Source organism: Thioclava sp. L04-15 (genome assembly GCF_002020275.1).
Lineage (GTDB): Bacteria > Pseudomonadota > Alphaproteobacteria > Rhodobacterales > Rhodobacteraceae > Thioclava > Thioclava marina.
Window position 1 is genome coordinate 1,209,517 of the sequence record NZ_MPZW01000001.1, and the last position, 25,778, is coordinate 1,235,294.

The 25,778-nt window shown below is 62.6% G+C and carries 27 protein-coding genes; 12 read left to right on the top strand and 15 right to left on the bottom strand.

The window, feature by feature from the left end:
- The first annotated feature begins 1 nt into the window (after position 1).
- Positions 2-754: a flagellar type III secretion system pore protein FliP gene (fliP, locus tag BMI90_RS06010; protein ID WP_078527047.1), complete on the top strand. Its 753-nt coding sequence runs from the start codon at positions 2-4 to the stop codon at positions 752-754.
- Positions 755-777: 23 nt separating this feature from the next.
- Here the strand turns inward: fliP and fmt are convergent, their stop codons facing one another.
- From fmt to def (BMI90_RS06025), 3 genes are read right to left on the bottom strand one after another with little or no spacing between them, the layout of a single operon-like run.
- On the bottom strand, positions 778-1,674 hold the full coding sequence (gene fmt / locus BMI90_RS06015) for a methionyl-tRNA formyltransferase (RefSeq protein ID WP_078527049.1): 897 nt from the start codon (positions 1,672-1,674) through the stop codon (positions 778-780).
- Between the two features lie 9 nt (positions 1,675-1,683).
- Complete coding sequence (gene def / locus BMI90_RS06020) at positions 1,684-2,184, bottom strand: peptide deformylase (RefSeq protein WP_078527051.1); 501 nt, start codon at positions 2,182-2,184, stop codon at positions 1,684-1,686.
- Positions 2,184-2,729: a peptide deformylase gene (gene def / locus BMI90_RS06025; protein WP_078527053.1), complete on the bottom strand. Its 546-nt coding sequence runs from the start codon at positions 2,727-2,729 to the stop codon at positions 2,184-2,186. The genes def (BMI90_RS06020) and def (BMI90_RS06025) overlap by 1 nt, the downstream gene beginning before the upstream one ends.
- A 127-nt stretch (positions 2,730-2,856) precedes the next feature.
- Between def (BMI90_RS06025) and BMI90_RS06030 the strand changes: the two genes are divergently transcribed.
- Positions 2,857-4,032: a MalY/PatB family protein gene (locus BMI90_RS06030; RefSeq protein WP_078527270.1), complete on the top strand. Its 1,176-nt coding sequence runs from the start codon at positions 2,857-2,859 to the stop codon at positions 4,030-4,032.
- A 48-nt stretch (positions 4,033-4,080) separates the two neighbouring features.
- Here BMI90_RS06030 and BMI90_RS06035 read toward each other — a convergent pair whose 3' ends face one another.
- A complete protein-coding gene (locus BMI90_RS06035; protein ID WP_078527054.1) occupies positions 4,081-4,428 on the bottom strand; it encodes a hypothetical protein in 348 nt (115 codons plus the stop codon).
- Positions 4,429-4,608: 180 nt separating this feature from the next.
- Here BMI90_RS06035 and BMI90_RS06040 point away from each other — a divergent pair, with 180 nt between their 5' ends.
- Positions 4,609-5,775 (top strand): lytic murein transglycosylase, encoded by a 1,167-nt coding sequence (locus tag BMI90_RS06040; protein WP_078527057.1) that lies wholly within the window; start codon positions 4,609-4,611, stop codon positions 5,773-5,775.
- A gap of 3 nt (positions 5,776-5,778) precedes the next feature.
- Here BMI90_RS06040 and BMI90_RS06045 read toward each other — a convergent pair whose 3' ends face one another.
- Both BMI90_RS06045 and BMI90_RS06050 read right to left on the bottom strand, forming a co-directional pair.
- Entirely contained in the window at positions 5,779-7,116 is a 1,338-nt protein-coding gene (locus BMI90_RS06045) for an HlyD family type I secretion periplasmic adaptor subunit (protein WP_078527059.1), read from the bottom strand.
- Positions 7,113-8,879 (bottom strand): type I secretion system permease/ATPase, encoded by a 1,767-nt coding sequence (locus BMI90_RS06050; RefSeq protein WP_078527061.1) that lies wholly within the window; start codon positions 8,877-8,879, stop codon positions 7,113-7,115. Before BMI90_RS06050 ends, BMI90_RS06045 begins: the two co-directional genes overlap by 4 nt.
- A 210-nt stretch (positions 8,880-9,089) precedes the next feature.
- Between BMI90_RS06050 and BMI90_RS06055 the strand changes: the two genes are divergently transcribed.
- Both BMI90_RS06055 and BMI90_RS06060 read left to right on the top strand, forming a co-directional pair.
- Positions 9,090-9,869: a VacJ family lipoprotein gene (locus BMI90_RS06055; RefSeq protein ID WP_245794982.1), complete on the top strand. Its 780-nt coding sequence runs from the start codon at positions 9,090-9,092 to the stop codon at positions 9,867-9,869.
- On the top strand, positions 9,832-10,455 hold the full coding sequence (locus BMI90_RS06060; protein ID WP_146671227.1) for an ABC transporter substrate-binding protein: 624 nt from the start codon (positions 9,832-9,834) through the stop codon (positions 10,453-10,455). Before BMI90_RS06055 ends, BMI90_RS06060 begins: the two co-directional genes overlap by 38 nt.
- A 48-nt stretch (positions 10,456-10,503) precedes the next feature.
- Here the strand turns inward: BMI90_RS06060 and BMI90_RS06065 are convergent, their stop codons facing one another.
- Complete coding sequence (locus BMI90_RS06065; RefSeq protein WP_078527078.1) at positions 10,504-12,690, bottom strand: transglycosylase domain-containing protein; 2,187 nt, start codon at positions 12,688-12,690, stop codon at positions 10,504-10,506.
- A 273-nt stretch (positions 12,691-12,963) separates the two neighbouring features.
- Between BMI90_RS06065 and BMI90_RS06070 the strand changes: the two genes are divergently transcribed.
- The 4 genes from BMI90_RS06070 (at position 12,964) to BMI90_RS06085 (ending at position 16,620) form a co-directional block, all read left to right on the top strand.
- Complete coding sequence (locus BMI90_RS06070) at positions 12,964-13,302, top strand: P-II family nitrogen regulator (RefSeq protein ID WP_038076009.1); 339 nt, start codon at positions 12,964-12,966, stop codon at positions 13,300-13,302.
- Between the two features lie 25 nt (positions 13,303-13,327).
- Positions 13,328-14,662 carry an ammonium transporter gene (locus BMI90_RS06075; RefSeq protein ID WP_245794983.1) on the top strand — a complete coding sequence of 445 codons (1,335 nt, stop codon included), beginning with the start codon at positions 13,328-13,330 and terminating at the stop codon, positions 14,660-14,662.
- 262 nt (positions 14,663-14,924) lie between these two features.
- Positions 14,925-15,263 carry a P-II family nitrogen regulator gene (locus tag BMI90_RS06080; protein WP_078527082.1) on the top strand — a complete coding sequence of 113 codons (339 nt, stop codon included), beginning with the start codon at positions 14,925-14,927 and terminating at the stop codon, positions 15,261-15,263.
- Positions 15,264-15,288: 25 nt separating this feature from the next.
- Positions 15,289-16,620, top strand: coding sequence for an ammonium transporter (locus tag BMI90_RS06085; RefSeq protein WP_078527084.1), 1,332 nt, complete (start codon positions 15,289-15,291; stop codon positions 16,618-16,620).
- Positions 16,621-16,679: 59 nt separating this feature from the next.
- Here the strand turns inward: BMI90_RS06085 and BMI90_RS06090 are convergent, their stop codons facing one another.
- The 6 genes from BMI90_RS06090 to smpB form a co-directional block, all read right to left on the bottom strand.
- On the bottom strand, positions 16,680-18,260 hold the full coding sequence (locus BMI90_RS06090; protein WP_078527086.1) for a DHA2 family efflux MFS transporter permease subunit: 1,581 nt from the start codon (positions 18,258-18,260) through the stop codon (positions 16,680-16,682).
- 3 nt (positions 18,261-18,263) lie between these two features.
- On the bottom strand, positions 18,264-19,382 hold the full coding sequence (locus BMI90_RS06095) for an HlyD family secretion protein (RefSeq protein ID WP_078527088.1): 1,119 nt from the start codon (positions 19,380-19,382) through the stop codon (positions 18,264-18,266).
- A complete protein-coding gene (locus tag BMI90_RS06100) occupies positions 19,375-19,833 on the bottom strand; it encodes a MarR family transcriptional regulator (protein ID WP_078527090.1) in 459 nt (152 codons plus the stop codon). Before BMI90_RS06100 ends, BMI90_RS06095 begins: the two co-directional genes overlap by 8 nt.
- 148 nt (positions 19,834-19,981) lie before the next feature.
- On the bottom strand, positions 19,982-21,163 hold the full coding sequence (locus BMI90_RS06105) for an amino acid aminotransferase (RefSeq protein WP_078527092.1): 1,182 nt from the start codon (positions 21,161-21,163) through the stop codon (positions 19,982-19,984).
- The gene (gene sseA, locus BMI90_RS06110) at positions 21,163-22,020 is read right to left on the bottom strand and encodes a 3-mercaptopyruvate sulfurtransferase (protein ID WP_093469975.1); all 858 of its coding nucleotides are present in this window, start codon (positions 22,018-22,020) and stop codon (positions 21,163-21,165) included. Before sseA ends, BMI90_RS06105 begins: the two co-directional genes overlap by 1 nt.
- A gap of 83 nt (positions 22,021-22,103) precedes the next feature.
- Positions 22,104-22,577 carry an SsrA-binding protein SmpB gene (gene smpB / locus BMI90_RS06115; RefSeq protein WP_078527094.1) on the bottom strand — a complete coding sequence of 158 codons (474 nt, stop codon included), beginning with the start codon at positions 22,575-22,577 and terminating at the stop codon, positions 22,104-22,106.
- 109 nt (positions 22,578-22,686) lie between these two features.
- On the opposite strand from smpB, the gene BMI90_RS06120 reads away from it, so the two are divergent.
- The gene (locus tag BMI90_RS06120; protein ID WP_078527096.1) at positions 22,687-23,148 is read left to right on the top strand and encodes a potassium channel family protein; all 462 of its coding nucleotides are present in this window, start codon (positions 22,687-22,689) and stop codon (positions 23,146-23,148) included.
- A 16-nt stretch (positions 23,149-23,164) separates the two neighbouring features.
- Here the strand turns inward: BMI90_RS06120 and BMI90_RS06125 are convergent, their stop codons facing one another.
- Complete coding sequence (locus BMI90_RS06125) at positions 23,165-23,617, bottom strand: DUF302 domain-containing protein (RefSeq protein WP_078527098.1); 453 nt, start codon at positions 23,615-23,617, stop codon at positions 23,165-23,167.
- Positions 23,618-23,789: 172 nt separating this feature from the next.
- Between BMI90_RS06125 and msrP the strand changes: the two genes are divergently transcribed.
- A complete protein-coding gene (gene msrP / locus BMI90_RS06130; protein WP_078527100.1) occupies positions 23,790-24,719 on the top strand; it encodes a protein-methionine-sulfoxide reductase catalytic subunit MsrP in 930 nt (309 codons plus the stop codon).
- Complete coding sequence (gene msrQ, locus BMI90_RS06135) at positions 24,719-25,324, top strand: protein-methionine-sulfoxide reductase heme-binding subunit MsrQ (protein WP_078527102.1); 606 nt, start codon at positions 24,719-24,721, stop codon at positions 25,322-25,324. The genes msrP and msrQ overlap by 1 nt, the downstream gene beginning before the upstream one ends.
- Positions 25,325-25,432: 108 nt before the next feature.
- On the opposite strand, the gene BMI90_RS18870 is transcribed toward msrQ, so the two are convergent.
- Positions 25,433-25,778, bottom strand: a 346-nt coding sequence (locus tag BMI90_RS18870) for a hypothetical protein (protein ID WP_210401916.1), incomplete at its 5' end; no start/stop codon positions are given.

The following is a 25,778-nucleotide window of genomic DNA, read 5'->3' on the forward strand; positions in this document are numbered from 1 at the left end:
GATGCGCGTCATCCGCCCCGCTTACGTCGCTTCTCTCTGCGGGTTGGCCTCATTAACCCTCATGCTTTCGGCGATGCCCACGGTGGCGCAGGATATCACCCTGTCGCTCGGTGATGGTGAAAGCCTCGCGGGACGCTCTCTCCTGATCATCGCGGCCATCACGTTGCTGAGCCTCGCACCCGGGCTCGCGATCATGGTGACGGCTTTTCCCTTCATCGTCACGGTCCTGTCGATACTGCGTCAGGCAATCGGGTTACAGCAATCGCCGCCCAATATGCTGATCGTCAGTCTCGCGCTGTTCCTCACCTGGTTCATCATGGAACCGGTTTTTCTCGAGAGCTGGAGTGTCGCGGGCCAGCCGCTCGTCGAAGGTACGATCGACTGGCGGGAAGCGTTTTCACGCGGAATAGAACCGTTTCGCGCTTTCATGGCCAACCGCACGAATCCCGACACGTTTTCATCGCTCACCGCCTTGCGCGAAAGCGCTCCCTATGACGGGGACATGACCGCCGCGCCGCTTTCGACGCTGGTGCCGTCTTTCATGCTCTCGGAAATTACGCGCGCCTTTCAGATCGGCTTTCTCGTCTACCTGCCCTTCCTGATCATCGACCTGGTGGTCTCGGCCGTGTTGATGTCGATGGGTATGATGATGGTGCCGCCCGCCGTGGTCGCGTTGCCCTTCAAGCTCGCGTTCTTCGTGGTGGCTGACGGGTGGGTACTGCTGTCGGGGGCGCTGGTCAGAAGTTATTTCTGACCCTCGAGACTCGGTGGGAATCCTCAGTCGAGACGCGCGGGCAGGGTCAGCCCGCGCAGGATTTCCGCAGTTTCCATCGGGCGCTTGCCCGGGCGCTGGGCTTCGAGGACGTCAAGCGCGCCACTGCCGCAGGCGATGGTGAAGCCGCTGAGGAGGGTTCCGGGTTCGCCACTGCCGGGGGCCAATTCGGCGCGCAGCAATTTGATGCGTTCGCCACCCACCTCGCACCAGGCGCCTGGAAAGGGCGAGAGCCCGTTGATATGGCGCACGAGATCGCCGGCGGGGCGGGACCAGTCGATCCGCGCCTCGGCTTTGTCGATCTTCGCGGCATAGGTCACGCCGGCTTCGGGTTGCGGCTCGGCGATGAGTGAATCGATCCGCGCCAAAGCCTCAACGATCAGCCGCGCACCCATCGCGCTTAGCCGGTCATGCAGCTCGCCGGTCGTCTCGGTAGCGCCAATCGGGATCGCCTCGCGCAGCAGAACCGGGCCGGTGTCGAGGCCCGCCTCCATCTGCATGATGCAGATCCCGGTCTCGGTATCGCCTGCCATGATCGCGCGGTGGATCGGGGCCGCGCCGCGCCAGCGCGGCAACAGCGAGGCGTGAATGTTCAGGCAACCCTTCGCGGGCGCGTCGAGAATGGCTTGCGGCAGGATCAGCCCGTAGGCCACGACCACGGCAATGTCGGCGTCGAGCGCCGCGAAAGCTTCGCGATCTTCGGCGGATTTGAAGTTGAGGGGCGTGCGCACCTCAAGCCCAAGTTCGGCCGCCTTCGCGTGTACCGGCGAGGGGCGGTCCTTTTTGCCGCGACCCGCCGGACGTGGCGGCTGAGAATAGACCGCGACGATGTCGTGTTCAGCAGCCAGAGCCTCGAGAACGGGAACGGAAAATTCCGGCGTGCCCATGAAGATGACGCGCATCTGCCCTCCTCAGCTCTTGTGGAGCTTCTTCGATTTCTGAACCAGCATCTTGCGGCGCAGCGGCGAGAGGTGGTCGACATAGACCTTGCCGTTCAAGTGGTCGATCTGGTGCTGAACGGAGGTCGCCCAAAGACCCACGAAATCGCGGTCTTCCATCTCGCCATCCTCGTTGAGAAACCGCACCGTCACTGCGCGCGGGCGTTCGATCGGGGCGAAGACGCCGGGCAGGTTCGGCGAGGCCTCGTCATGTTTGCGCATCTGGATCGACGCGTGAAGCACCTCGGGGTTGGCCATCCGCACCGCCTGACCGCGCTTTTCGGAGGCATCGACCACGGCAAGACGCATCATGATCCCGATCTGCGGCGCGGCCAGACCGACGCCGGGCATTGCATCCATCGTCTCGATCATGTCGTCCCAGATCATCCGCACAGTCTCGGTGATCGCCTCGACCGGCTCGGCGGGGCGATGCAGGCGGCGGTCATCGTAGGGAATGAAGGAGCGCACGGCCATCAGAGGATCGGGTCCTTCGCAGCACCGCTGCGGGCACGCTCGCGCTTCAGCTTTTCCATCTTCCGGGTGATCATCTTGCGTTTCATCGGGCCCAGATAATCGATGAAGAGCTTGCCGTTGAGGTGGTCGAACTCGTGCTGGGCGCAGGTCGCCCAAAGCCCGTCGAACTGCTCCTCATGGGTTTGACCGTCAAGGCCAAGCCAGCGCATCCGCACCTCGGCCGGGCGCGTCACCTCGGCATATTGCTCGGGGATCGAAAGGCAGCCTTCCTCGTAGACGTTCGTCTCCTCGGAGCCCCACGTCACCTCGGGGTTGATCAAGACCATCGGCTCGGGCGCCGCGTCCTTCTCCTTGACGCAATCCATCACGAAGACGCGCTTCATCACGCCGACCTGCGGAGCCGCCAGACCGATGCCGGGCGCGTCATACATGGTCGCGAGCATGTCGTCGGCGAGCTTGCGGATCTCGTCGGTCACTTCGGGTACCGGATCGCACACCTTCTTCAGGCGCGGGTCGGGATGGATCAGGATCGGTCGTAGCGTCATGGAGGGGGATTTAGGCGAAGCCGCCCCTTTGCGCAATGGGCGCGCCATTGTGCCCGGGACAAATCGCCATTTGTATCCCGGCAGGGCTTTTGCTCTGATGCGCTCGATCTGCAAGCAAGAGGCGACGATGAGCAAACCCGATTTCGACGAGATGATCGACCGCGTAGGCACCCATTCGATGAAATGGGACGTGATGGAAGAGCGCTACGGTGTCTCGCCCGAGGAAGGGATCTCGATGTGGGTGGCCGATATGGATTTTCGTCCGCCCGCATGCGTGCAGTCGGCGCTTGAAGAGATGGTCGCGCATGGGGTCTACGGTTACTGGGGCGACGAAAGCGATTACCGCGCGGCGATCGGCTGGTGGATGCGCGAGCGGCACGGCTGGGAGGTGTCGCCGGATTCCATCTTCACCACGCATGGTTTGGTGAACGGGACGGCGATGTGCGTCGACGCCTTCACCCAGCCTGGCGATGCAGTGGTGCTGATGACCCCGGTTTACCATGCTTTCGCGCGTATCATCAAAGCCTCGGGTCGCGAGGTGCGGGAATGCCAGCTCGTTCTGAAAAACGGTCGTTACGAGATGGACTTCGACGCCTGGGACGATTTGATGACCGGGGCGGAAACCATGTTGATCCTGTGCTCGCCGCATAATCCTGGCGGCCGTGTCTGGAGCCGGGCCGAGCTGGAGGCGACGGCCGCCTTCGCCAAGCGCCATGGGCTCGTTCTGGTCTCGGACGAAATCCACCATGATCTTGTGATGCCGGGGCAAGCGCATCTGCCGATGGCCGTCGCCGCGCCGGACCAGCCTGTCGTCATGCTGAGTGCGACCACCAAGAGCTTCAACATCGCGGGCACCCATTCGGGCAATGTCATCATCGCCGATCCGGAGCTGCGCTCCCGGTTTGGCGCTCGGATGGCCGCGCTCGGGATCGCCCCAAACAGCTTTGGCATCAAGATGGCGACGGCGGCCTACAGTCCGGAAGGTGCCGCCTGGATCGACGCGCTCGTGACTTATCTCGATGAAAACAGAAAGATTTTTGATGCGGGTGTGAACGCGGTGCCTGGGCTCCGATCGATGCCGCTTGAAGCGACATATCTCGCCTGGGTCGATTTTTCCGGGACCGGCATGACGCCGGCGGAATTCACGCGCCGGGTGGAGAAGGAAGCCAAGATCGCCGCCAACCATGGCGATACCTTCGGTTCCGGCGGCGAGAATTTTCTTCGCTTCAACCTCGCGACGCCGAGGGCTCGTGTGGTCGAGGCGGTCGAGCGTCTGCAAAAGGCATTCGTCGACCTGCAATAAGAAAACGCCGGTGCGATCCCGGCGTTTTCGGCCTTCCTGCGCCTTGGCCTACATTTCGGGCAGATAGCCTGCGATCCGAGGGCCTTCCCGAGCGAAATCGAGCGCTGCACGGTCGCTCACGGCGGTTTCGCGCTTGACCGTGCAGATCAGCTCTCGCCCCTGGATTTCTGAGGCGACGATCAGGCAGGTCGCGATATGCTCGGGGCCGTCATAGAGATCGACATGTCCACGCAGCGTGGTCACCTGGTCGGCATCGAGCGCGAAGCCGCCCTTGAAACGGCGCAGCACAGGCCAGATTTGCCCGTCCGCGAGAACACGCAGCCGCGCGTTCTTCGCAGCTTCGCGTTTTTGCGCCGCGCGCAGCCCTTCGAGCACCTCTTTGGGCAGGAATTCCATGGCAACCTCCAGCAGCTTCCCCAAGCCCGATGCTGATCACGTTAACGTAAAAAGCAAGTTAACCTTTCGGCCGGTTCCATGCCGCATGTGCAAAGAGTGCTGAAATTGCAACGGCTTGGGTGGTTGCGGCTTATATGGCCTGGCGTTAGCGTGATCGGGTCAAGTGTTGCGGAGGTTACCATGCGCCGCCTGTTTCTGATTGCACTCCTGTCGGTCGCGCCGTCCCTTGCCCAAGCACAATGCGGTGGCAGCTGGTCCGCATTCCTGACGGATATCCGGGCCGAGCTTCGGGCCGCGGGTCTCAGCGCGCGCGAGGTTGATGGGTTTCTTGCGGGGGCCCGGCAGGATCCGAAAGTACTGCGGGCTGATCGGGCGCAGGGTGTCTTCCAGAAAAATTTCCTCGACTTCGCCGGAGCCGTGATCAGCCAGAACCGGATGGTGAACGGCGCGCGCAATGCCAAGCGATATGCTGCGACGTTCGATCGGATCGAGCGTGATTATGGCGTTTCGCGCGGGCTGCTTCTGGCGTTCTGGGCGCTTGAGACCGATTACGGCGCGGTGCAAGGGGATTTCAACACGCGCAATGCGCTGCTCACGCTCGCGCATGATTGCCGTCGCCCCGAGCTGTTTCGTCCGCAAGTCATTGCCGCCGCTGAACTCTATCGGCGTGGCGATTTCGATCCGCAGCGCACGACGGGGGCCTGGGCCGGTGAAATCGGGCAGGTTCAGATGTTGCCCGATGACATCTTGCGAAATGGAGTCGACGGGGATGGCGACGGTCATGTGCGGTTGAAGGCCTCCGCGTCCGATGCGTTGATGTCCGGCGCCAAGATGCTGAGGGATCTCGGTTGGCGACCGGGAGAAGCTTGGATGCAGGAAATCATCCTCCCCGCCTCTCTCGATTGGGCGAAAACCGGTCTTGAGACGGAGCTTTCGACGAGCGAGTGGGTGGCGATGGGGGTGAAGGCCCGCGAAGGCACTCTGGCGCGCGGCATGCGTGGATCCGTTCTTCTGCCGATGGGGCGGAAGGGGCCTGCCTTCATGGCTTATCCCAATTTTCGTATTCTTTTCGAATGGAACAAAAGCTTTGTCTATGTGACCTCAGCGGCATATTTCGCGACCCGCCTGGAGGGTGCTGCAAGGGTCCAGTCTGGAGCGCCCGATCGCGGATTGAGCCCTGCGCAAATCAAGCTGTTGCAGACGAAACTTGCAAAAATGGGTTACGATGTTGGCAAGATTGACGGGATCCTCGGGGCGAAGACACGTCCTGCGGTGCAAGCTGCCCAGATGCGCCTCGGACTGCCTGCCGACGGATGGCCGACGAAATCTTTGCTCGACCGGCTTTGAGGGTCAGGTCGGCCCGTGTTCTCCCGCGAAGAAAGACAGGAACGGGCTCAGCAAGTAGTGAAGCGGAGAAATGTTCGCAGTGCGAAGAAACACTTCCGCAGGCATGCCGGGAAGCAGGTGGCGTCGATGCGATTCTTCCATCTGTACCATGTCGAAGGCGATCTCGATCTGGTAATAGGTCGCCCCGGTTGTCGCGTCGGAAACGATATCGGGCGAGATCCGCGTCAATTCGCCCGTCAGGTCCGTCGAGCTGCGCGAGGAAAGGCCGGGGAAACGCAAAGTCGCGATCTGCCCGGGACTGACATCGTCGACATTGATTGGAGCAAGCCGCGCCATGATGACGAGCGGCCGGTCCTGCTCGATGATGGAGAGCACCGGCTCTGCCGGACGCAGCACCGCGTGATCGCCTGAAACCATGACCTCATGGACGATGCCGCTTGTCGGTGCGCGCAGGTCACGCCTCGCGATCAACTGGCGCAGTCGCTGTTCTCGCTCGGCGAGTTCGAGGACCCGCGCCCGCGTTTCCTCGAGCTCCGCTTCGACGGATTCCCGACGTTGCAGGACCAGACGTGTCGCCGCGAGAAGGACCTCGCCGCGTTGGACCGTGATCAGCGCGCGCTGAGATTTGAGCGCGCCCATGCGACCTTCGAGTGATGCGCTTTCGCGCTCGAGCGCAAGGACGCGGCTTGCCTGGGCCAGTCCCCGGTCACGCAGGCTTCGTTGCGCGACGAGCTCTTGCTCTATGAGTTCGGTTTGTCGCCGAAGCGCCGCAATCTGCGCTTCGATGCCTGCGCCTTGGGTTTCAATCTCGCGCACCTGCATCGAAATATGGGCGCGCTGCTGAGTGAAACTCAGGCTGCGGGCTTCGAACAGGGCGTTTTGTCCCGCCATCAGTCGGGCGAATTCCGGACGGAGCAGTGCGGTCCCGGTGAGGCGCGCCGGAAAGCTTATCGTCTTGGAATTCTCACGCTCGGCGGTGAGGCGGGCGCGACGGGCGAGGAGTTCCAGATAGGATGCCTCGACGATGGCAAGTTCGGATTTTTTTTCATCCGACTCGAGCTGCAAGAGAACTTGACCCTTTTCAACGCGGTCGCCGCTTTTCACCAGCAGTCTTTGAACCACCCCGCCATCTGGATGCTGAACGATCTGTCGGTTCTTGTCGACTTCGACCCGGCCGCTCGCCTCGACCGTGCCTGCCAGTCGCGCCGAGAGGAGCCACGTCCCGAAACCTGCAAGCAACAGGCTGATAGCGGTGACGCCGATCAGGGTCGGGAGGCGTTTGGATTCGGCGCTCGGACGCACGTCTGAGGCGGGCACATGGCTCTCGGTCTTGTCGGTCATGCCGCGCCTCTTTTCTTGAGTGCAGGCTGTGCGCGGTTGGCCGAGGTGATGAGGCGCCGCAAGATGTCATCTCGTGGCCCCAAGATCCGTTTGACGCCATGGTCAAGCACGAGCACGCGATCGCATTCCGCGAGAGCCGCGGGACTGTTGGCCATCACGATCACCGCGCCGTCGCGCGATTTAAGGTCCCGAATCGAGGCGTTCAGGGCGGTGCCGGAATCGCTGGTGAGATTAAGGTCTGGCTCGTCGAGTAGCAGGATCACCGGGTCGCAATAGAGCGCACGAGCAAGCGCGATCTGTTGACGCTGGCGGTCCGAGAGCACGCTGTCATGAAGGTCAATCCTGGTATCGTAGCCATTGGGCAGATCGAGGATCATCCGATGCGCGCCGGCGCGCCTTGCCGCCTCGATCACCTGGGCGGGATCGGGATCGCGATCCAGCCGCGCGATGTTTTCCGCAAGGGTTCCCTCGAAGAAAGTCACGCGCTGCGGCAGATAACCGATGTGACGGGCGAGACGGTCGGGGTCGTATTGATGGAGACATACCTCATCGAGCAGGATCTCGCCCGAGTTGAGGGTTTGATTGTTGCACAGCGCGCGCGCGAGCGTCGTTTTCCCCGATCCCGCAGGCCCGATGACGCCCAACGCTTCGCCGGGTTCGAGCGTGAAGCTTATCGTGTCGAGCGACGGGCGGCTGGCGCCCTGAATCGTGACCGAAATATCCTCGACCGAGAGTCGCGCCGCGGGGGGTGCGAGTTCGGTCCGGCGCTCTGTCACGGGCATGGCGCCCAGAAGCAGGCTGAGGCGATGACGGGCATCTCGCGCGCCGCTCCAGACTGTCCATCCGCCAATCAATTGCTCGACGGGGGCGAGGGCGCGTCCCATCAGGATCGAACTCGCGACCATCGCGCCCGGCGTGACCTCGGACTTGAGAACGAGATAGGCCCCGAGCGCGAGCATCGTGGATTGCAGCAGCATCCGCAGCGTGCGGGTCAATGAATGGAAACTGCCGCTGAGATCGGTGGCCCGGATCGATGCGGCCATCGCGCGATGACGCGAATCGCGCCAGCGGGCAAATCCGGTGTCTCGCATCCCCATCGCGGTGACAGTCTCGATATCTTTCAGCAAGGTATCGGCGAGGCGCCGCGATGCGGTTTCGAGCCGGCTGGCATCGCCAAGACGGTGGCGGGTGAAATGTTGCGTCAGCGCCGACAGCAGCACGAGCAATGCGCCGCCCGCCGTCGCCAGCCAGCCGAGCCAGGGATGGAAGACGAAGAGCACCCCGAGATAGAGCGGCGTCCAGGGCAGATCGAACCGGGCCTGCGAAACCGGCGAACCGTAGTACCGCTGGATCGCCTCGAGGTCACGCAACGCGTTGTGGGCGGTGATCTCGCTGTTGGGGTCTGTCGCGCTGCGGATTGACGCGTCGAAGACGCGCTTTTCCAGCCGGGTCTGGAAATCGGCTCCCAGACGGGCAAGCAACCGCCCGCGCGCCCAGTCGAGCGTGCCCATCATCGCGAAGAGAAAGACCACGAGCGCGAAGAGGTTGATCAATGTCGGCAACGAGTGGGCCGGCAGCACCCTGTCATAGACCTGAAGCATGAAAAGCGGGCCGGTCAACATGAGCACGTTCACCAGGGCACCAAAGAGAGCGACCAGCGTGATGTTCTTGCCTTCGCCGCGCAGCAGTCGGGCAATCTCGGCCTGGCCGGTTCGGATCAGGCGGCCTCGCGAGGCGGGCTCTTCACGGGTGACGATCGGCATGGTTCGTTCCTCGCGGCGATGATTCTTCTTCTGCGGCAGTGCGCATGGCCGGGGCAGAGTGGCGCGCAGAGGTGAATTTGCCGTAAATCGGCTCGGGGTCCTCGATCGCCGGGGCTGAGGAACTCCTCAATTCGCGGCGTCAATTCGTTGCGGCGAGGGGGTATCGGTATTATGTCTTCGACACTGACGCATGTCGTTGGGAGCGGAACTTTGAGTAAGGCCGGAGCAAGTGACGAGATGGGCGGACGTGCCAGTGGGCACGCGCGCCGTGTCGTGATGGCACTGGCGGGCATGACCTTGCTGGCGCTCGCGGCCTGTGGGCCCGGGCCGCGCGAGACCGGGATCAACGACCCCTATGAGGCCTCGAACCGGCAGACTCACGAATTCAACAAATCCGTGGATGCGGCCTTCTTCCGCGGCGATGACGATCAAGGCGCAGGCCCTGTCGCTCGCACGCTGTACAATGTCGGCAACAACCTCAGCCTTCCCGGCAAGGTGGTGAATTCGCTCCTTCAGGGTCGTCCCGAGCCTGCGATCAAGAACACTTTCCGGTTCGTGATCAACTCGACGCTCGGTCTTGGCGGTATCTTCGATCCGGCAGGTTCGAGCTTCTCGCTGCCCGAGACAGACACCGATTTCGGCGAGACGCTGCATGTCTGGGGGGTGGGCGAAGGCGCCTATGTCGAGCTGCCCTTCGTCGGCCCGTCGACCGAGCGCGACGCGCTCGGGATGGTGGTGGATTTCGTGATCAACCCGCTCAACGCGCTGCCCGAGAAGGAGCGTGTGGCAGCTTCCGCGCTGCGGCTCGGCGGTCATTTCGCCAAGCGCCGGATTTACAGCGCGACGATCGATTCGGTGCTCTATGACAGTGCCGACAGTTATGCGCAGGGCCGGTTGCTCTATTTGCAGAACCGCCGGTTCGAACTCAATGGTGAGGAGACGAACGATGCCTATGCCTACGATCCCTATGACGACCCGGCGCTGCAATAGACGGACGGTCCTGGGCCTTGGCGTCGCAGGCCTAGCGGCAGCGGCAGTGCCGGGGCCAGCGCTTGCGTTGAGCGATGCGCAGGCCAAGGCGCTGATCCAGCGCGCCGTCAACGATGTGAATGCGGCGATCGCGTCGGGCAAGACCGGGCCCACGCTCTACGCAATGTTCGAGCGCATCTTTTCGAAATACGCCGATGTGAACGTGATTGCGCGATCTGCTCTGGGCATTGCCGCGCGCAGTGCGAGTACCGCGCAGATGACGGCTTTCACGCGCGCATTTCAAGGCTACCTCTCGCGCAAGTACGGCAAGCGTTTCCGCGAGTTTCAGGGCGCGGTGTTCCAGATTCAGGGCGCGCGCCCGGTGAAGAGCTTCTACGAGGTGAAGACCACCGCGATCCTGCCCGGACAGGCGCCCTTCGAAGTGCTTTGGCAGGTGTCGGACCGGTCAGGCTCGGACAAGTTTTTCAACCTGATCGTAGAAGGCGTGAACATGCTTGCCTCGGAACGCGCCGAAATCGGTGCCATGCTCGACCGCCGCCGCGGCAATATCGACCTGCTGATCCAGGATCTCAAGACGGCGGGCTGATCCGCACTGAGCGGGCCGCTCCCGAGCCGAGGGCCCGGGAGTGGCCGTTCAGTTCGCGCCGAAGATCCCCAGAAGCTCTTTCAGGATCGAATCCGAGGGGTTGCGGCGCTGGCGCCGGGGCTCGGCAGGGGCCGCTCCGCCCGCGCTCTGGGTCTGACCGGGATATTGCTGGGTCTGGCTCTGCCATTCCGCGGGGTTCGCCGCGGGCAGCGGCTTCGCCGGCTGGCCGTCGAGCACACGCTTCATCGTCTCGTGGAAGATCTCGGCCGGCAGACCGCCTCCGGTCACGCCCTTGAGCGGGGTGTTGTCGTCATTGCCCATCCAGACGCCGACCACGTAATCGGAGGTGAAACCGATGAACCAGGCATCGCGTGCGCTTTGCGTGGTGCCAGTCTTGCCGGCGATATCGTAGCCGTCGATATTCGCGCGCCGTCCTGTGCCGTCCAGGACCACCTGCCGCATCATGTAGGTGAGTTCGCGGGCGGCCTTTTGCGAGATAACCCGCTCGCCGATCCCGCCGGGCTTGCCGAACAGAGGCTGGTCATCGCCCTTCAGCGTCAGCGAGGTCAGCCCGTAAGGTTGCACCGAGGATCCGCCATTGAGGATGCCCGCATAAGCGCCCGTCATGTCGAGCAGGTCCGATTCCCCGACACCGAGCGCCACCGAGGGCAGGTTCGGCAGGTTCTGCGCAAAGCCGAACCCTTCCGCGACCTTGATGACATTCTCGCGCCCAACCGCTTCGGATACGCGCACCGTCGCTACGTTGACCGAATGCTCCAGCGCCGTCGTGAGCGTGATCGGCCCCATATAACTGCGTTCGTAATTGCGCGGGGTCCAGTCGGGCGAGCCCGGCATCTTCACGGTCAGCGGCGCGTCGTCCACCATCGAATCGGGCGTATAGCCAAGATCGAGCGCGGTCGCATAGACGAAGGGCTTGAAGGTCGAGCCGCTCTGGCGTTGGGCCATCGTGGCGTGGTTGAAGGCGCCGGTGACCTTGGTCGCGCGCCCACCCACCATGCCACGTACGGCGCCGTCAGCCGACATCACGACGATCGCGGCCTCGGCATCGCTGTCTTTCTTGACCTTGTTGTCGAAGACACTCTGCATCGCCTCTTCGGCGGCGGACTGGATGCGCTGGTCGAGCGTGGTCTTGATCACCACGTCCTCTGTGGTGTCGCGCGACAGGAAGTCGGGGATCGTGTCCATGATCCAGTCGGCGAAATAGCCGCCCGCGCGTTTCTGGGCCGCCTGGCTGAGCGTCGCGGGGTTGTTGCGCGCGTCGAGATATTGCCGGTCGGTCAGGAAGCCCTGCTCATGCATCAGCATCAGCACCGTCTCGGCCCGATCCTGCGAGCGTTTGAGGTCGTTGGTGGGGGCGTAACGGGTCGGAGCCTTCAGCAGGCCCGCAAGCATCGCCGCCTGCTGCGGGTCCAAATTCGCTGCCGAAATGCCGAAGTAGCGCTCGGAGGCGGCTTCGAAACCACGCGCACCGGCGCCGAGATAGGCGCGGTTGAGATAGATCGAGAGGATCTGATCTTTGGAGTATTTCAGTTCCAGCGCGAAGGCGTAGGGCACTTCCTTGATCTTGCGCCGGAGCCCGCCCGAGCGGCAGTCATCCTCGTAGGCCGCCTCGTTCTTCCATCCCTTCGGGTCGAAGGTCACACCAAGGCACAGAAGTTTCGCGGTCTGCTGGGTAATGGTCGAGCCGCCGTTGCCGTCGAAGGGCCCGCGACCGGCGCGCAGGTTGATCGCGATGGCCGAGGCGATGCCGCGCGGCGAGATGCCGAAATGATTGTAGAAGCGTCGGTCCTCGGTCGCGACCACGGCATCGCGCAGCCAGGGCGAGACGTTCTTCGCGTCGATTTGGCCGCCGAACGTCTCTCCGCGCCACGCGAAGACCTTGCCCTCATCGTCGAGCATCGTGACCGAGCCCCGCGTGCGCCCGTCGAGGAGCTGCGTGTAATCGGGCAGCGTCGAATAGAAATAGAGCGTCGCCGCGCCCACCACGAGCGCCACGATCATCGCGATCCGCCAGCCGAACCCCCAGACGATCCGCCAGATCAGCCGGGCCAGCCCCAGGATCGTCCCGACGATCGGGCCGTGACGCCGCGGCGGCCGCGGCTTCTTCGCACGGGTCTTGCGCGGCTTGGGGGCCGCTTTCGGGGACGCCTGCTTCGACGAAGAATAGCGCTTGTCGGCCACCAGCGACCCGCGCCGCCCGCCCTTCTGACTCATCTGCCTGATCCGCTGCCTCGGTTTTCGTTGCGCGCAATTTACACGTGCGACCAGAGGATGTGGACCCGGATAAATTCACGATTCGGCTTCTCAAATAGCTTAAAAATTATGCACGATGCACAAAATGTATAAAAAATGGGCGCCATCACGAGGCCGAGAGGGGCCGTGAATGCTCCGATTCCTTGTGCGGCTGCAGCGTAGCGGGCTTTCTGACGCCGTATGGTGCCGGTTCCAATCGGTGCCCAAAGGGCTGAACCAAGGAAGGGATGTCAGGTGAAACTCATCATTGCAGCAATCAAGCCGTTCAAGCTCGAGGAGGTGCGCGAAGCGCTCACCACCATCGGCGTGCGCGGGATGATGGTAACCGAGATCAAGGGTTTCGGCGCCCAGTCGGGCCACACCGAAATCTATCGCGGTGCCGAATACGCCGTGAATTTCGTGCCGAAGGTCAAACTCGAGATCGTCGTGGCCGACGGGCTCGCCGATGAGGTTGTCGACACGATCCTCAAGGCCGCCAAGACCGACAAGATCGGCGACGGCAAGATCTTCGTTCTCGACGTCGCGCAAGCTGTGCGCGTGCGGACCGGCGAAACCAATGATGATGCGCTCTGAGACGCGACAGGGGAAAATCAGAACCATGAAAAACCTTTCGAAAATCACTGGCCTTGCGGTTGCGATGACCGCCGTGGCCCTGCCGGCGCTGGCGCAGGATGCCGTTCCGGCCGCGATGGATCCGCCGGCCAACGAAATCGGCTTCATCCTCAACACCTTCATGTTCCTCGTCACCGGTTTCCTGGTGATGTGGATGGGCGCGGGTTTCTCCATGCTCGAAGCGGGCCTGGTGCGTTCGAAGAACGTGACCATGCAGTCGCTCAAGAACATCGCGCTCTTCGCGATCGCGGCGATCATGTATTACCTGATCGGCTACAACCTGATGTATCCGGGTGACGGCTGGTCGATCGACGGCGTGCTCGGTGCGTTCTCGACCACCTCGCTCGAGCCCGTGGGCGTCGGCGCGGATGCGGTTGACCTGACCTATGCTTCGGTCGGTTCGGACTTCTTCTTCCAGCTGATGTTCTGCGCGACCACTGCCTCGATCGTTTCGGGCACCCTGGCCGAGCGCATCAAGCTGTGGCCGTTCCTGATCTTCACCGTGATCCTGACGGGCTTCATCTACCCGATCCAGGCATCGTGGAAATGGGGCGGTGGCTTCCTGGACGCGAACTTCGGCTTCCTCGACTTCGCCGGCTCGACCGTCGTGCACTCGGTCGGTGGCTGGGCGGCTCTCGCTGGCGCTCTGATCCTCGGCCCGCGTATCGGCAAGTACAAGGACGGCAAGGTCCAGGCTATGCCCGGTTCGAACCTGACGCTCGCCACGCTCGGTACCTTCATCCTTTGGCTCGGCTGGTTCGGCTTCAACGGCGGTTCGCAGCTCTACATGAACACCGTGGGCAACGTCGCTGACATCTCGCGCATCTTCGCCAACACCAACACGGCGGCTGCCGGTGGCGCGATCGCGGCTCTGATCCTGACCCAGCTTCTCTACAAGAAGCCCGACCTCACCATGGTGCTCAACGGCGCGCTGGCCGGTCTGGTCTCGATCACCGCTGAACCGCTGACCCCGAGCCTCGGTGCGGCGACCCTCATCGGTGCCATCGGCGGCATCATCGTGGTCCTGCTGGTTCCGTTCCTCGACAAGCTGAAGATCGACGACGTCGTCGGCGCCATCCCGGTGCACCTCGGCGCGGGTATCTGGGGCACCCTGGCAGTTCCGATCACCAACTCGGACGGCACCTTCTACGGCCAGATCGTCTCGATCATCACCGTCGGCATCTTCGTCTTCGTGGTCTCGGCTGTCATCTGGTTCATCCTGAAGGCTACCATGGGCATTCGCGCTCCGGCCGAAGACGAGATGATGGGTCTCGACAAGGCGGAACTCGGGATGGAAGCCTATCCGGAATTCACCAACTGAGCCTGAGCTCATGCCATCAGGAAAGGCCCGGGGATTGCCCCGGGCCTTTTCATATGGGTGATCGCGGAAGCCTCGACTTTCCAGGTCGATGAAAAAGCGAGCAAGTTGCCGCAATTTTGACCGCATTACCTTCACGTGATCTGTGCCGCGCGCTCGGCTTTCAGCAGTTTCTTGTCGATTCACCTGCGCTTGCGCCTTCTGATCAAGCTAGCTGACGTAGCGATAGGGCATCGCGACCGGCTGAACAGGGGAAGGACATCACGTGAAACTCATCATTGCAGCAATCAAGCCGTTCAAGCTCGAGGAGGTGCGCGAAGCGCTCACCACCATCGGCGTGCGCGGGATGATGGTAACCGAGATCAAGGGTTTCGGCGCCCAGTCGGGCCACACCGAAATCTATCGCGGCGCCGAATATGCCGTGAATTTCGTGCCGAAGGTCAAACTCGAGATCGTCGTGGCCGATGGGCTCGTCGACGAGGTGATCGCGACGATCACCAAGACTGCCAAGACCGACAAGATCGGCGACGGCAAGATCTTCGTTCTCGACGTCGCGCAGGCTGTGCGTGTGCGGACCGGCGAAACCAATGACGACGCGCTCTGAAACGCGATTGGGGAAAGACAGACAGATGAACAAATTCACCAAACTCGCAGGGATCGCCGCGCTGCTCGCCCTTGCCGGGCTTCCGGCCCTCGCACAGGACGCCGCCGCGCCCACCGAGGTCATCGACAAGGGCGACGTCGCCTGGATGATGACCTCCTCGCTGCTCGTGCTGTTCATGATCATTCCGGGGCTCGCGCTGTTCTATGGTGGGCTCGTACGCGCAAAGAACATGCTCTCGGTTCTGATGCAGACGACGATCATTGCCTCGGTGGTGATGATCGTCTGGGTGCTCTGGGGGTATTCCTTCGCCTTCGGCGGCGGAACCTCGCCGTTCTGGGGAGGCTTGGGCAAGCTCTTCCTCGCGGGCGTCACGATGGATTCGACTGCCGCCACCTTCACCGATGGCGTCGTCCTGCCTGAATATGTCTTCATCGCCTTCCAGATGACCTTCGCCGCAATCACCCCGGCGCTGATCGTGGGAGCCTTTGCCGAGCGGGCGAAGTTCACCGGGATCGTGCTTTTCGTGATCCTCTGGGTCACCTTCATCTATTTCCCGATCGCCCATATGGTCTGGGATGGCGCGGGCCTGATCTTCAACTGGGGCGCAATCGACTTCGCGGGCGGCACCGTGGTGCATATCAATGCGGGTATCGCGGGCCTGATGTGGGCGCTGGTGCTCGGGCCGCGCATCGGCTTTGGCAAGGAGAACATGGCGCCGCACTCGATGACCCTGACCATGGCGGGTGCTGCGATGCTCTGGGTGGGCTGGTTCGGCTTCAACGCGGGTTCGAACCTCGAGGCGACCTCGAACGCGACTCTGGCGATGCTCAACACTTTCGTCGCAACGGCCGCGGCAGTGGTCTCCTGGTCGCTGGTCGAAGGTCTGGCGCGTGGCAAGGCCTCGGGTCTCGGCGCGGCTTCGGGCATGGTGGCCGGCCTCGTCGCGATCACCCCGGCCTGCGGCACCACCGGTCCGGTCGGAGCGATCGTCCTTGGCCTGATCGTCTCGCCGATCTGCTTCTTCTTCGTCACCACGATCAAGTCGAAATTCAAGTATGACGACAGCCTCGACGCGTTTGGCGTACATGGCGTGGGCGGCATCGTCGGCGCGATCGCGACCGGCATCCTCTGCGCCCCCGCGCTTGGCGGCACCGGCTTCGTGGCCGAGGGCGGCACCATGGCTGCCCAGCTCGCGGCGCAGATCAAGGCCGTGCTCGTCACGCTTGTCTGGTCGGGTGTGGGCACGGTCGTGCTCATCTACATCACCAAGGGGATTACCGGGATCCGCGTCACCGTCGACGAGGAACGCCAGGGGCTCGATCTCACCTCGCATGGCGAAACCGCCTATCACAGCTGAGCGTCACGCCGGCCATGAACTGGAAAGGCCCGGGAGATCCCCGGGCCTTTTCATTTGTCTCACTCGCTGACCGGAGCGGCTTGCGGGGCGCTTCCCGATCCGCCCTGATAGTCGGGCTTGCGCAGGAAGAAGACGAGCGGAATCGCTGCGAGCGTGATCCACATCATGAATCGGAAATCGTCGAGATAAGAGATCATCGCCGCCTGCTCGCTCGCCAGAGAATTGAGCACGTAATAGCCAGCTTCCGACCCGTATTTCGAAAGCGCGGACGAGCCGCTCATCAGCCCTTGCAGGTTCTGCGGATTGATCGCCGAGACGATCTCGGAGTGGTTCACGGCGATATTGTGGGTCAGCAGCGCCGTGACGATCGAGATCCCGATCGACGAGCCGATATTGCGCAGCAACGAGAAGAGTGCCGTGCCGTCGCCGCGATATTCCGGGTGGAGCGTGGCGAAGGTCAGCGTCGAGATCGGCACGAAGACCGAGCCCAGCCCGAAGCCCTGGATCACCCCCGAGATGATGATCCATTTCGGTCCCATCACCGGCGAGAAGGTCGACATCATGTGCAGCGAATAGGCGGTCAGAGACAGCCCGAGAACCACGAGGATGCGCAGGTCGACGTATTTTACCAGCCGCCCGATCAGCAGCATCATGATCATCGCTCCCACCCCGCGCGGCGACATCACGAGCCCCGTCGTCAGTGTCGGATAGCCGAAGATCCCCGACAGCATCGGCGGCAGCAGCGCCAGAGAGGCGAGCAGGATGATCCCGACGATGAAGATGAACAGCAGCCCCATCGTGAGGTTGCGGTCGAGGAACATGTGGGGATCGAGGAAGGGCTTCTTCGCGCCGAGGATCCAGACCAGGAAGATCCAGAAACCCGAAACCGCGAGCGCCAGTTCGAGCCAGATCTCACGCGAGGCGAACCAGTCGAGATCCGAGCCGCGATCGAGCATCATCTGAAGCGCGCCGATCCCGATCGCCAGAGCGGCGAAGCCGAAGAAGTCGAAGCTGATCTTGCGCTTGGGGGTCTCGGGCAGGAATAGGGCCGATCCAGCGATTGCGATCATGCCCAGCGGGACGTTGATGTAGAACACCCAGCGCCAGTTCATCACCTCGGTGAGATACCCGCCCAGGGTCGGCCCGATGATCGGGCCAAGCATGATACCAGCGCCGAACATCGCCATTGCCTGTCCGTGACGCTCGCGCGGGTTGATGTCGAGCATGAAGTTTTGCGCCAGCGGCACGATGGCCGCGCCGAACACGCCCTGCATCAGGCGGAAGATCACCATCACATCGAGCGACCAGGCAATCCCGCAGAGCATCGAGAAGATCACGAAGCCCACGACCGAGACCATGAAGATCTCGCGTCGACCGAAGCGGTTCGCCAGCCAGCCCGAAAGCGGCGTGACGATCGCGGCGGCCACGATATAGGATGTCAGCACCCAGTTGATCGTGTCGCGCGACGCGCCGAGATCGGCACGCATGTCAGGCAGAGCCACGTTCGCGATCGTGGTGTCGAGCACCTGCATGATCACCGCGAGCATCAGCGAGGCCATGATCAGGCCGCGATGTTTCACGTTATGCGGGTCGATCCCCTTGGGTTTCTCGCCCGGGGCTGTCGGAGCGGCCTCGGCCATGGCTTACTGCCCCTGGCTGGCGGTTGCGGCCTGCGCGGTCGACGTCTCGGTGCGATTGAGCAACTGCTTGTAATGCGGCTGGGCGGCGGTATCGACCGTCACCTTGGCCGAGAGACCCGCGCGCAGCCCCTCGAGGTTGGAGCCTTCCGCAAGACGCAGGCGCACCGGCACGCGCTGCGTGACCTTGACCCAGTTGCCGGTCGCGTTCTGCGCCGGAAGGATCGAGAACTCGGCGCCGGTGCCCGCGCCCACCGCCTCGACGGTCGCGTGATATTCGCGGTCGGGGAAGGCGTCGAACTCCACGCTCGCGGATTGGCCCGAGGCCATGTGTGTGAGGTCGGTTTCCTTGAAATTCGCGATCACCCAGACATCCGAGGTGTCAACGAGGGTGAAGAGGCTCGAGCCCGCGCCCACCATTTCGCCCGGCTTGAACGAAGAGGCCTGGTAGATCACGCCGTCGGCCGGGGCGGTGACCTCGGTCAGCGAAAGATTGTACTTCGCGTCGTTGACCGCCGCGATTGCGGCTTTCACGGTCGGGTGGTCGTCGACCGCGATCTCCGGATCACCATCGAGCGCGACCAGAGCAGCCGCGACTTTCTGTTCGGCGGCGGCAAGCGTGTCCTGCGCAGCCTGAGTCGTGGTGCGTTGCGCATCCAGCGCGGTTTGGGTCGAGGCGCCCGATGCCGTCAGCGATTCCTGACGGGCGAGCTGTTTTTCCTGATAGGCGGCATTGTCGGCGGCCTGCTTTTCATCGGCCAGCGCGGCCTTGTAAGAGGCGCGCAGTTGTTCGACCTGAAGCCGCGCGGAGGCCAGTGCGGCATCCGCCTTTGCCAGAGCAAGCTCGTAGGGCTTCTTGTCAATCTTGAAGAGGGTCGCCCCCTTTTTTACGCGTTCGTTTTCCGACACGTAGACCTGCGTGACGCGCCCCGAGATTTGCGAGGCGATCGGAATGCGCGCCATCTGGTAATTCGCGTTCTCCGTGCTCGCAGATCCGCCCGAGTTCAGCCAGTACCAAGCGCCACCCACGACGATGAGGGCGGGCACTAGGAACAGAAGCCAGGTTTTCGGTCCCTTGCGGGTTTTCTCTTGTTTGGCGGCGGGCGTGTGGTCGGTATCACTCATCGTATTTGGCCTCGGAAACTTCTAAACTGCTCTCTTCGGAGAGGTTTTGGATGATGTGGCGCAGAGTGGTCATGACCTGCTCGACGGTTTCTTCGGTGAGCCCCGCCAGAGCCTTCGCATAGATCTCGTCGGCGATCTCGCGCGCGTCTTCGAAGGCGTTACGGGCTTTCGCCGAAGGGTGGATCAATTTGACCCGGCGATCGGTCGGATCAGGTTTGCGCAGCACCCAGTCGGCTTCTTCCATCCGGTCGACGAGGCGCGAGACCGAGATCGGCTCGATCTCGAGCAGCTCCGCGAGCCGCGCCTGCGGCAGCGGTCCTTCCCGCTTGAGATAGACCAGCAATCGCCATTGCGCGGTGGTCAATCCAAGTTCGTTCGCCTTCCCCTCGAAGCGCCGACGGATCAGACGCGTCGCGTCATGCATGAGGAAACCGAGACTTTGATGGGGCATTGGGGGCTCTGTTATGTCTTTAACGTGAGCCTATACATTATAAGCCTGCTTATAATTTCAAGTCGAAATCCGCAAAAAAAGTTATCAAAAGAAAATGGCGACCTCGAAAGGCCGCCATCTCGAAGAAAATAGCGCTGCCGCCCTTGGCTCAGACGCCCGCGTCGATGAGCGCTTTCGCCAGAAGCGGAACCGTCTTGGCGTTGAGGCCGGCAATGTTGATGCGCGAATCGCCCACCATGTAGATCGCCGCGTCAGCCTTCATCTTCGCCACTTGCTCGGGGCTTGCGCCCAGACGCGAGAACATGCCGCGATGTTCGGCCACGAAATCGAAGCGATCCGAGTTCGACAGCTTGCGCAGCTCGTCGGCGAGCTGCTTGCGCAGGTCGAGCATGCCGGTGCGAACCTCTTCGAGCTCCGCTTCCCATTCCGCGCGCAGGGCCGGATCGGTGAGCACGCGCGTGACCAGCGCCTGCCCGTGATAGGGCGGGAAGGAATAGGTCTGGCGGTTGAGATAGGCGAGGTTGCCCTGGACCGTCTTCCTGGTCTCTTCCGAGCCCAGCACCATCAGGCAGCCGGTGCGCTCGCGATAGATGCCGAAGTTCTTCGAGCACGAGGCCGCGATCAGCACCTCGGGCAGGCGCGACGCGATCAGGCGGGTGCCCGCTGCGTCTTCTTCCAGTCCGTCACCGAAGCCCTGATAGGCAAGGTCGATCATCGGAACGGCGCCGGTGCGCTCGAGCAGGTCGGCGACTTCGCCCCATTGTTCGATCGTGAGGTTCGCGCCGGTCGGGTTGTGGCAGCAGCCGTGCAGCAGCACGATGTCGCCCGCCTTGACCGCCTCGAGATCCGACATCATCGCGTCGAAATTGACCGCGCGGGTATCGGCATTGAAATAGGTGTAGGGCTTGTTCGCCTGACCCATGAAATTCAGAATCGACAGGTGGTTCGGCCAAGTCGGGTCCGACACCCAGATCGTGGTGTCGGGGTTGGCCATGCGCGCGAGCTCGAAGCCCATGCGGCAGGCGCCGGTGCCGCCCACGGTCGAGAGGCACGCGAGGCGGTCGGCGGGGTAGCCGGCGCCCAGAACCATTTCGGCCATCGCGGCGTGGAACTCGGGCTGACCGGCGAGCCCGGCATAGGATTTCGTGGTCTCCTGATCCCAGACCTGCTTTTCGGCCTTGTGGATCGCCGACATGATCGGGGTTTTGCCGCTCGCGTCCTTGTAGACGCCGACGCCGAGATCGACCTTCTGGTCGCGCTCATCGGCACGGTATTCCTCCATCAGCGCGAGGATCTTGTCCGGCGCTTGCGGCTTGAGATTGTTCAGCATCATGCTTCTCCGGTTGCGACCTTGAGGTCGTTATACATGCCCCATTCGGCCCAGGCCCCGTCATAGACGGCCCAGTCCGTCTTGCCGATCAGCTCCAGCGCGAAGGCCAGAAGCGAGGCGTTGACGCCCGAGCCGCAGGTGGTGATCGCGGGTTTCGCGAGGTCCACGCCCGCGGCCTCGAAGATCGCGCGCAGCGCGTCAGGGGATTTCATCGTGCCCTCGGCAGTCAGCAGGTTCGACCATTCCACATTCTTCGATCCGGGAATGTGGCCCTTGCGCAGGTTGGGGCGGGGTTCTTCGTCCTGGCCGATGAAACGGCCATGGGCGCGCGCGTCGATGATCTCGTAATCACCGAGCTTGCTCGCATGGGCGACCTGCGTGACATCCTTCACCAGGCCCGGGTGGCGCTGCACCGTCATGTGGCGGTCGCGAACCATCGGCGGCATGTCCTCGAGCGGACGGCCCTCGGCCTCCCATTTCGGCAGGCCACCGTCGAGCACGGCCACGTCGGTCTTGCCCATCAGGCGGAAGGTCCACCAGACGCGCGGGGCGGAGAACACAGAGTGCTGGTCGTAGATCACGACCTGGTGGCCGTCGCCCACGCCCATCGCCCGCATGCGCGAGATGAACTTCTCGACCGGCGGGGCCATGTGCGGCAGGTCCGAGCGGTTGTCGGCGATCTCGTCGATGTCGAAGAAACGCGCGCCGGGGATGTGTTTGGCGTCATAGGTCGCCTTGGCGTCCCGCCCCATCTGCGGCAGGAACCAGGAGCCATCGAGGATGCGCAGATCCGGATCCTTCAGATGGGCTGCAAGCCAGTCCGTCGATACGAGCTTTTTCGGGTCATCCATCGTCATGCGTCTCCCTTGCCGGTCGGAATTGCTTAGACTCAGGGGGGCGCCCGACGCAAGGGCAGGGCGGCCGAATCCGTCGAAAGGTCTTAGTAATTCTGCTTGAGAAGGCGCTGTTTCTGGCGGTTCCAGTCGCGCTTGGCCTCGGTCTCGCGTTTGTCGGCGAGTTTCTTGCCCTTGGCGATGCCGATCAGCAGTTTCGCGACGCCCTTCTCGTTGAAGTACATCTTCAGCGGCACGATGGTCATGCCTTCGCGCTGAGTGGCGTTCCAGAGACGCGACAGCTCTTTCTTGGAGACGAGCAGCTTGCGCTTGCGGCGCTCTTCATGGCCCCAGTGACCTGCCTGCATATAAGGAGCGATATAGGCGTTGATCAGCCACAGCTCGCCGTCCTCGACCGAGGCATAGCTCTCGGCGATATTGGTCTGGCCCGAACGCATCGACTTCACCTCCGAGCCCATGAGCATGATCCCCGCCTCGAGCGTGTCCTCGACGGCGTAGTGATAGCGTGCCTGCCGGTTCTCGGCGATCAGCTTGGAGTTGGGGTCGGATTTCTTGGCCATGGTCGCACCGAGATAGGGCAGGGCAGGGCCTGTGTCCAGTGCGTCACCGGAGCGCTTGACGACAAGGGGGCGGCCCGCCTAGCTCAGAGTGTGCAAGAGGAGGCGCGCAATGCTCCATCAGATCGCCATCGGATCGCTGATGATGCTGATCACGGTATCCTTCGCCGCAACCACCGCCTGGGCGATGGAGGCGATGTTCGTGCGCGCGAGCCGCTGGCTGATGCGCGAGCCGCACGGGCCCAAGATGCTTCTGATCGTGATCGGCGCCGCGCTCTGGGCGCTGGCGATGGTGACGGCGAGCGTGTGGGCCTGGGCAGTCTGTTTCCGGGTGCTCGACGTGTTTCACACGATGGAGGAGGCGGTCTATTTCGCTCTCGTCGTCTATACCACGCTGGGTTACGGCGACATCATCCTCGATCAGAACTGGCGCATCCTCGGGGGCATGGCGGCGGCGAACGGTCTTCTCAACATCGGCTTTCTCACCGCGATGATGGTCGAGGCGCTGCGTCAGACCCGCAAGAGCCAGCTTGAGGCGCGCAGGATCAAGGCGCATGCAAACCTGCACCTGTGATCCCGCGCGGCCTTGCTCATTCGAGCATCAGCGCGTCCTTCACGATGCCGGTCAGCATCTCGGTCACGGGTTGCATCGTCTCGCCGGGATAGTCGCGGAAGCCCACGGTGATCTCGCCGGGCTTCTCCGGGGTTTCGTAGACGAAGATCGTATAGGGGCAATATTGCACGTTGGTGATGTCTGAGGTCATCACCTCGCGCGACACCTTGGCCGAGCAGAAGGAGAAGATGTCCGCGCCGGTGAACAGGGTCTGGGTCGCGCCGACCGCGTCCTTGGTGCGCTCCAGCATCTCGCCGGTATGGCTGACATGGTCGACCACGAGGCCCGCGCCCACGATCGCGTTCTGCACCGCGAAGGTCACGTTCTCGAAGCTGTCCTCGGTGGTCCAGGTGTGGGCTTCCTGAGCCTGCGCGATCTGCGCGCCCATGGCGATGCTCGCCGCCAGCGCGGCCCCGATGAGCGTTTTCATATGTCTCTCCCTTATCTCCCGATCGGGCGCGAATGGGTCGCCCGATGATCCGGGACCGATACTGGCGCGTAAATTTTCCAATGCATAGAGGTAACAATGTCGCTCCTGCGCGCGAAGAGGGATGCGAAACATGTGCCCCGGCCCCATATTGCCGGGAAGACAGGAGGATTTGATGCGCAAGACCCGTTCCACCGATCCGAACTGGACCGATGTCACTCCGAAAGCCGATTTTCTGAACCGTCGGCAGATCATGGCGGGGGCGGGCGCGATGGCGCTCGGCTCCATCGCTGGCCCGGCACTGGCAAGCATCGATGCGAAACCTTCGGCCTATTCGACCGATGCCGCGCCGAATACGCTCAAGGAGATCACCTCCTATAACAACTTCTACGAGTTCGGCTGGGACAAGAGCGACCCGGAGAAAAATGCGGGCCAGATGGTGACGGACCCTTGGTCGATCGAGATCGGGGGGCTGGTCGACAAGCCCGGCACCTATCCGCTCGACGACATTCTCAAGCCGGTGACGCTCGAGCAGCGCATCTATCGCTTCCGCTGCGTGGAGGCCTGGTCGATGGTGATCCCCTGGATCGGATTCGAGCTCTCGGCGCTCCTCGATCGGGTCGGCGTGCAGCCCTCGGCGAAATACGTGGCCTTCCAGACCCTCTATCGTCCCGATCAGATGCCGGGACAGCGCCAGGGCGGGATCGACTGGCCCTATGTCGAGGGCCTGCGCCTCGACGAGGCGATGAACCCGCTCACGATTCTCGCGACGGGTCTTTATGATGAAGAGATGCCGAACCAGAACGGCGCGCCGATCCGTCTGGTCGTGCCGTGGAAATACGGCTTCAAGTCGATCAAGAGCATCGTGAAGATCTCTCTGGCCGAGAAAGAGCCGCCGACCACCTGGAAACAGCTCCAGCCGCGCGAATACGGATTCTATGCGAATGTGAACCCGGAGGTGGATCACCCGCGCTGGTCTCAGGCGACCGAGCGGCGCGTGGGGGCGGGGCTTTTCGCCGGGCGGGAGCCGACACTGATGTTCAACGGCTATGGGGATGAGGTCGCCTCTCTCTATAGAGGTATGGATCTGGCGAAAAACTATTGATGAGCGCCGCCAGCCTCTCCGCCCCGATCAATAGCGCGCTGCGGCGCGTGCCGAGCTGGGTTGTCTATCTCGCGGGGCTGATCCCGCTGGCCTGGGTGATCTGGCTGACTTTCACCGGCGGAATCGGGGTGGACCCGGTGAAGGCGATCGAGCACCGTCTGGGCAAGATCGCGCTATGGTTCCTGATCGGCGGGCTGGTCATCACCCCCGCGCGGCGTTTCCTGGGGATCAACCTGATCCGCTATCGCCGTGCGATCGGTCTCTTGGCCTTCTTCTATATAGCGCTGCATCTGACGGCCTGGGTGGTGCTTGATATGGGGATGCTCTGGGGACAGGCGGCAGCCGATCTGATCAAGCGCCCCTATCTCTTTCTCGGGATCTCGGGATTCGTGCTGCTGATCCCGCTGGCTCTGACCTCGAACAATGCCTCGATCCGCAAGCTGGGCCGCAATTGGCGGCGCCTACACTGGCTCGTCTACCCGGCCGTGGGCCTCGGCGTTGCGCATTACCTTTGGCAGATGAAGGTGATTTCGGCTGAGGGATGGCTCTGGTTCGGGGTTTTCGCGCTGCTTCTGGCGCTGCGATTCCGCCCGCGCAGAGCTTGACCCAGGGTGACCCGCTTCAGGAGATTTCGTTGAATCGGGTGATTTGCGAAAGATTCTTTCCCAAGGCCGGGTTCGGCATATTTCGCACCTGCGGAGACGAGATAAAAACTAAATAAAAACAATCGCATGAGAGTTTTTCGACGGAAATTCGAAAGTTTTTTGAAAAAGGCTCTTGCGGACTTCGGGCCTGATCCGTAAATACCCCCTCACCGAAGCGGAACACACCGCAACGGGGCGCCGGAAAGAGCCGCAAGGCACTGAAAAGCGAAAGAAAAAATTAGGGATGCGGTTGGCTAGCGGCGCCACAAGATGGGGCGCAACTGGTTGATTTTTGTCTCTACGCTCTTTGACATTGATGGATATCTGAAGAGATATGTGGGCGGTTTGGTCATATACGACGCGAACCGGAGCATATCGGCTCAATAGGCTTCGGCCGATGATTTGAGTGTCAGCT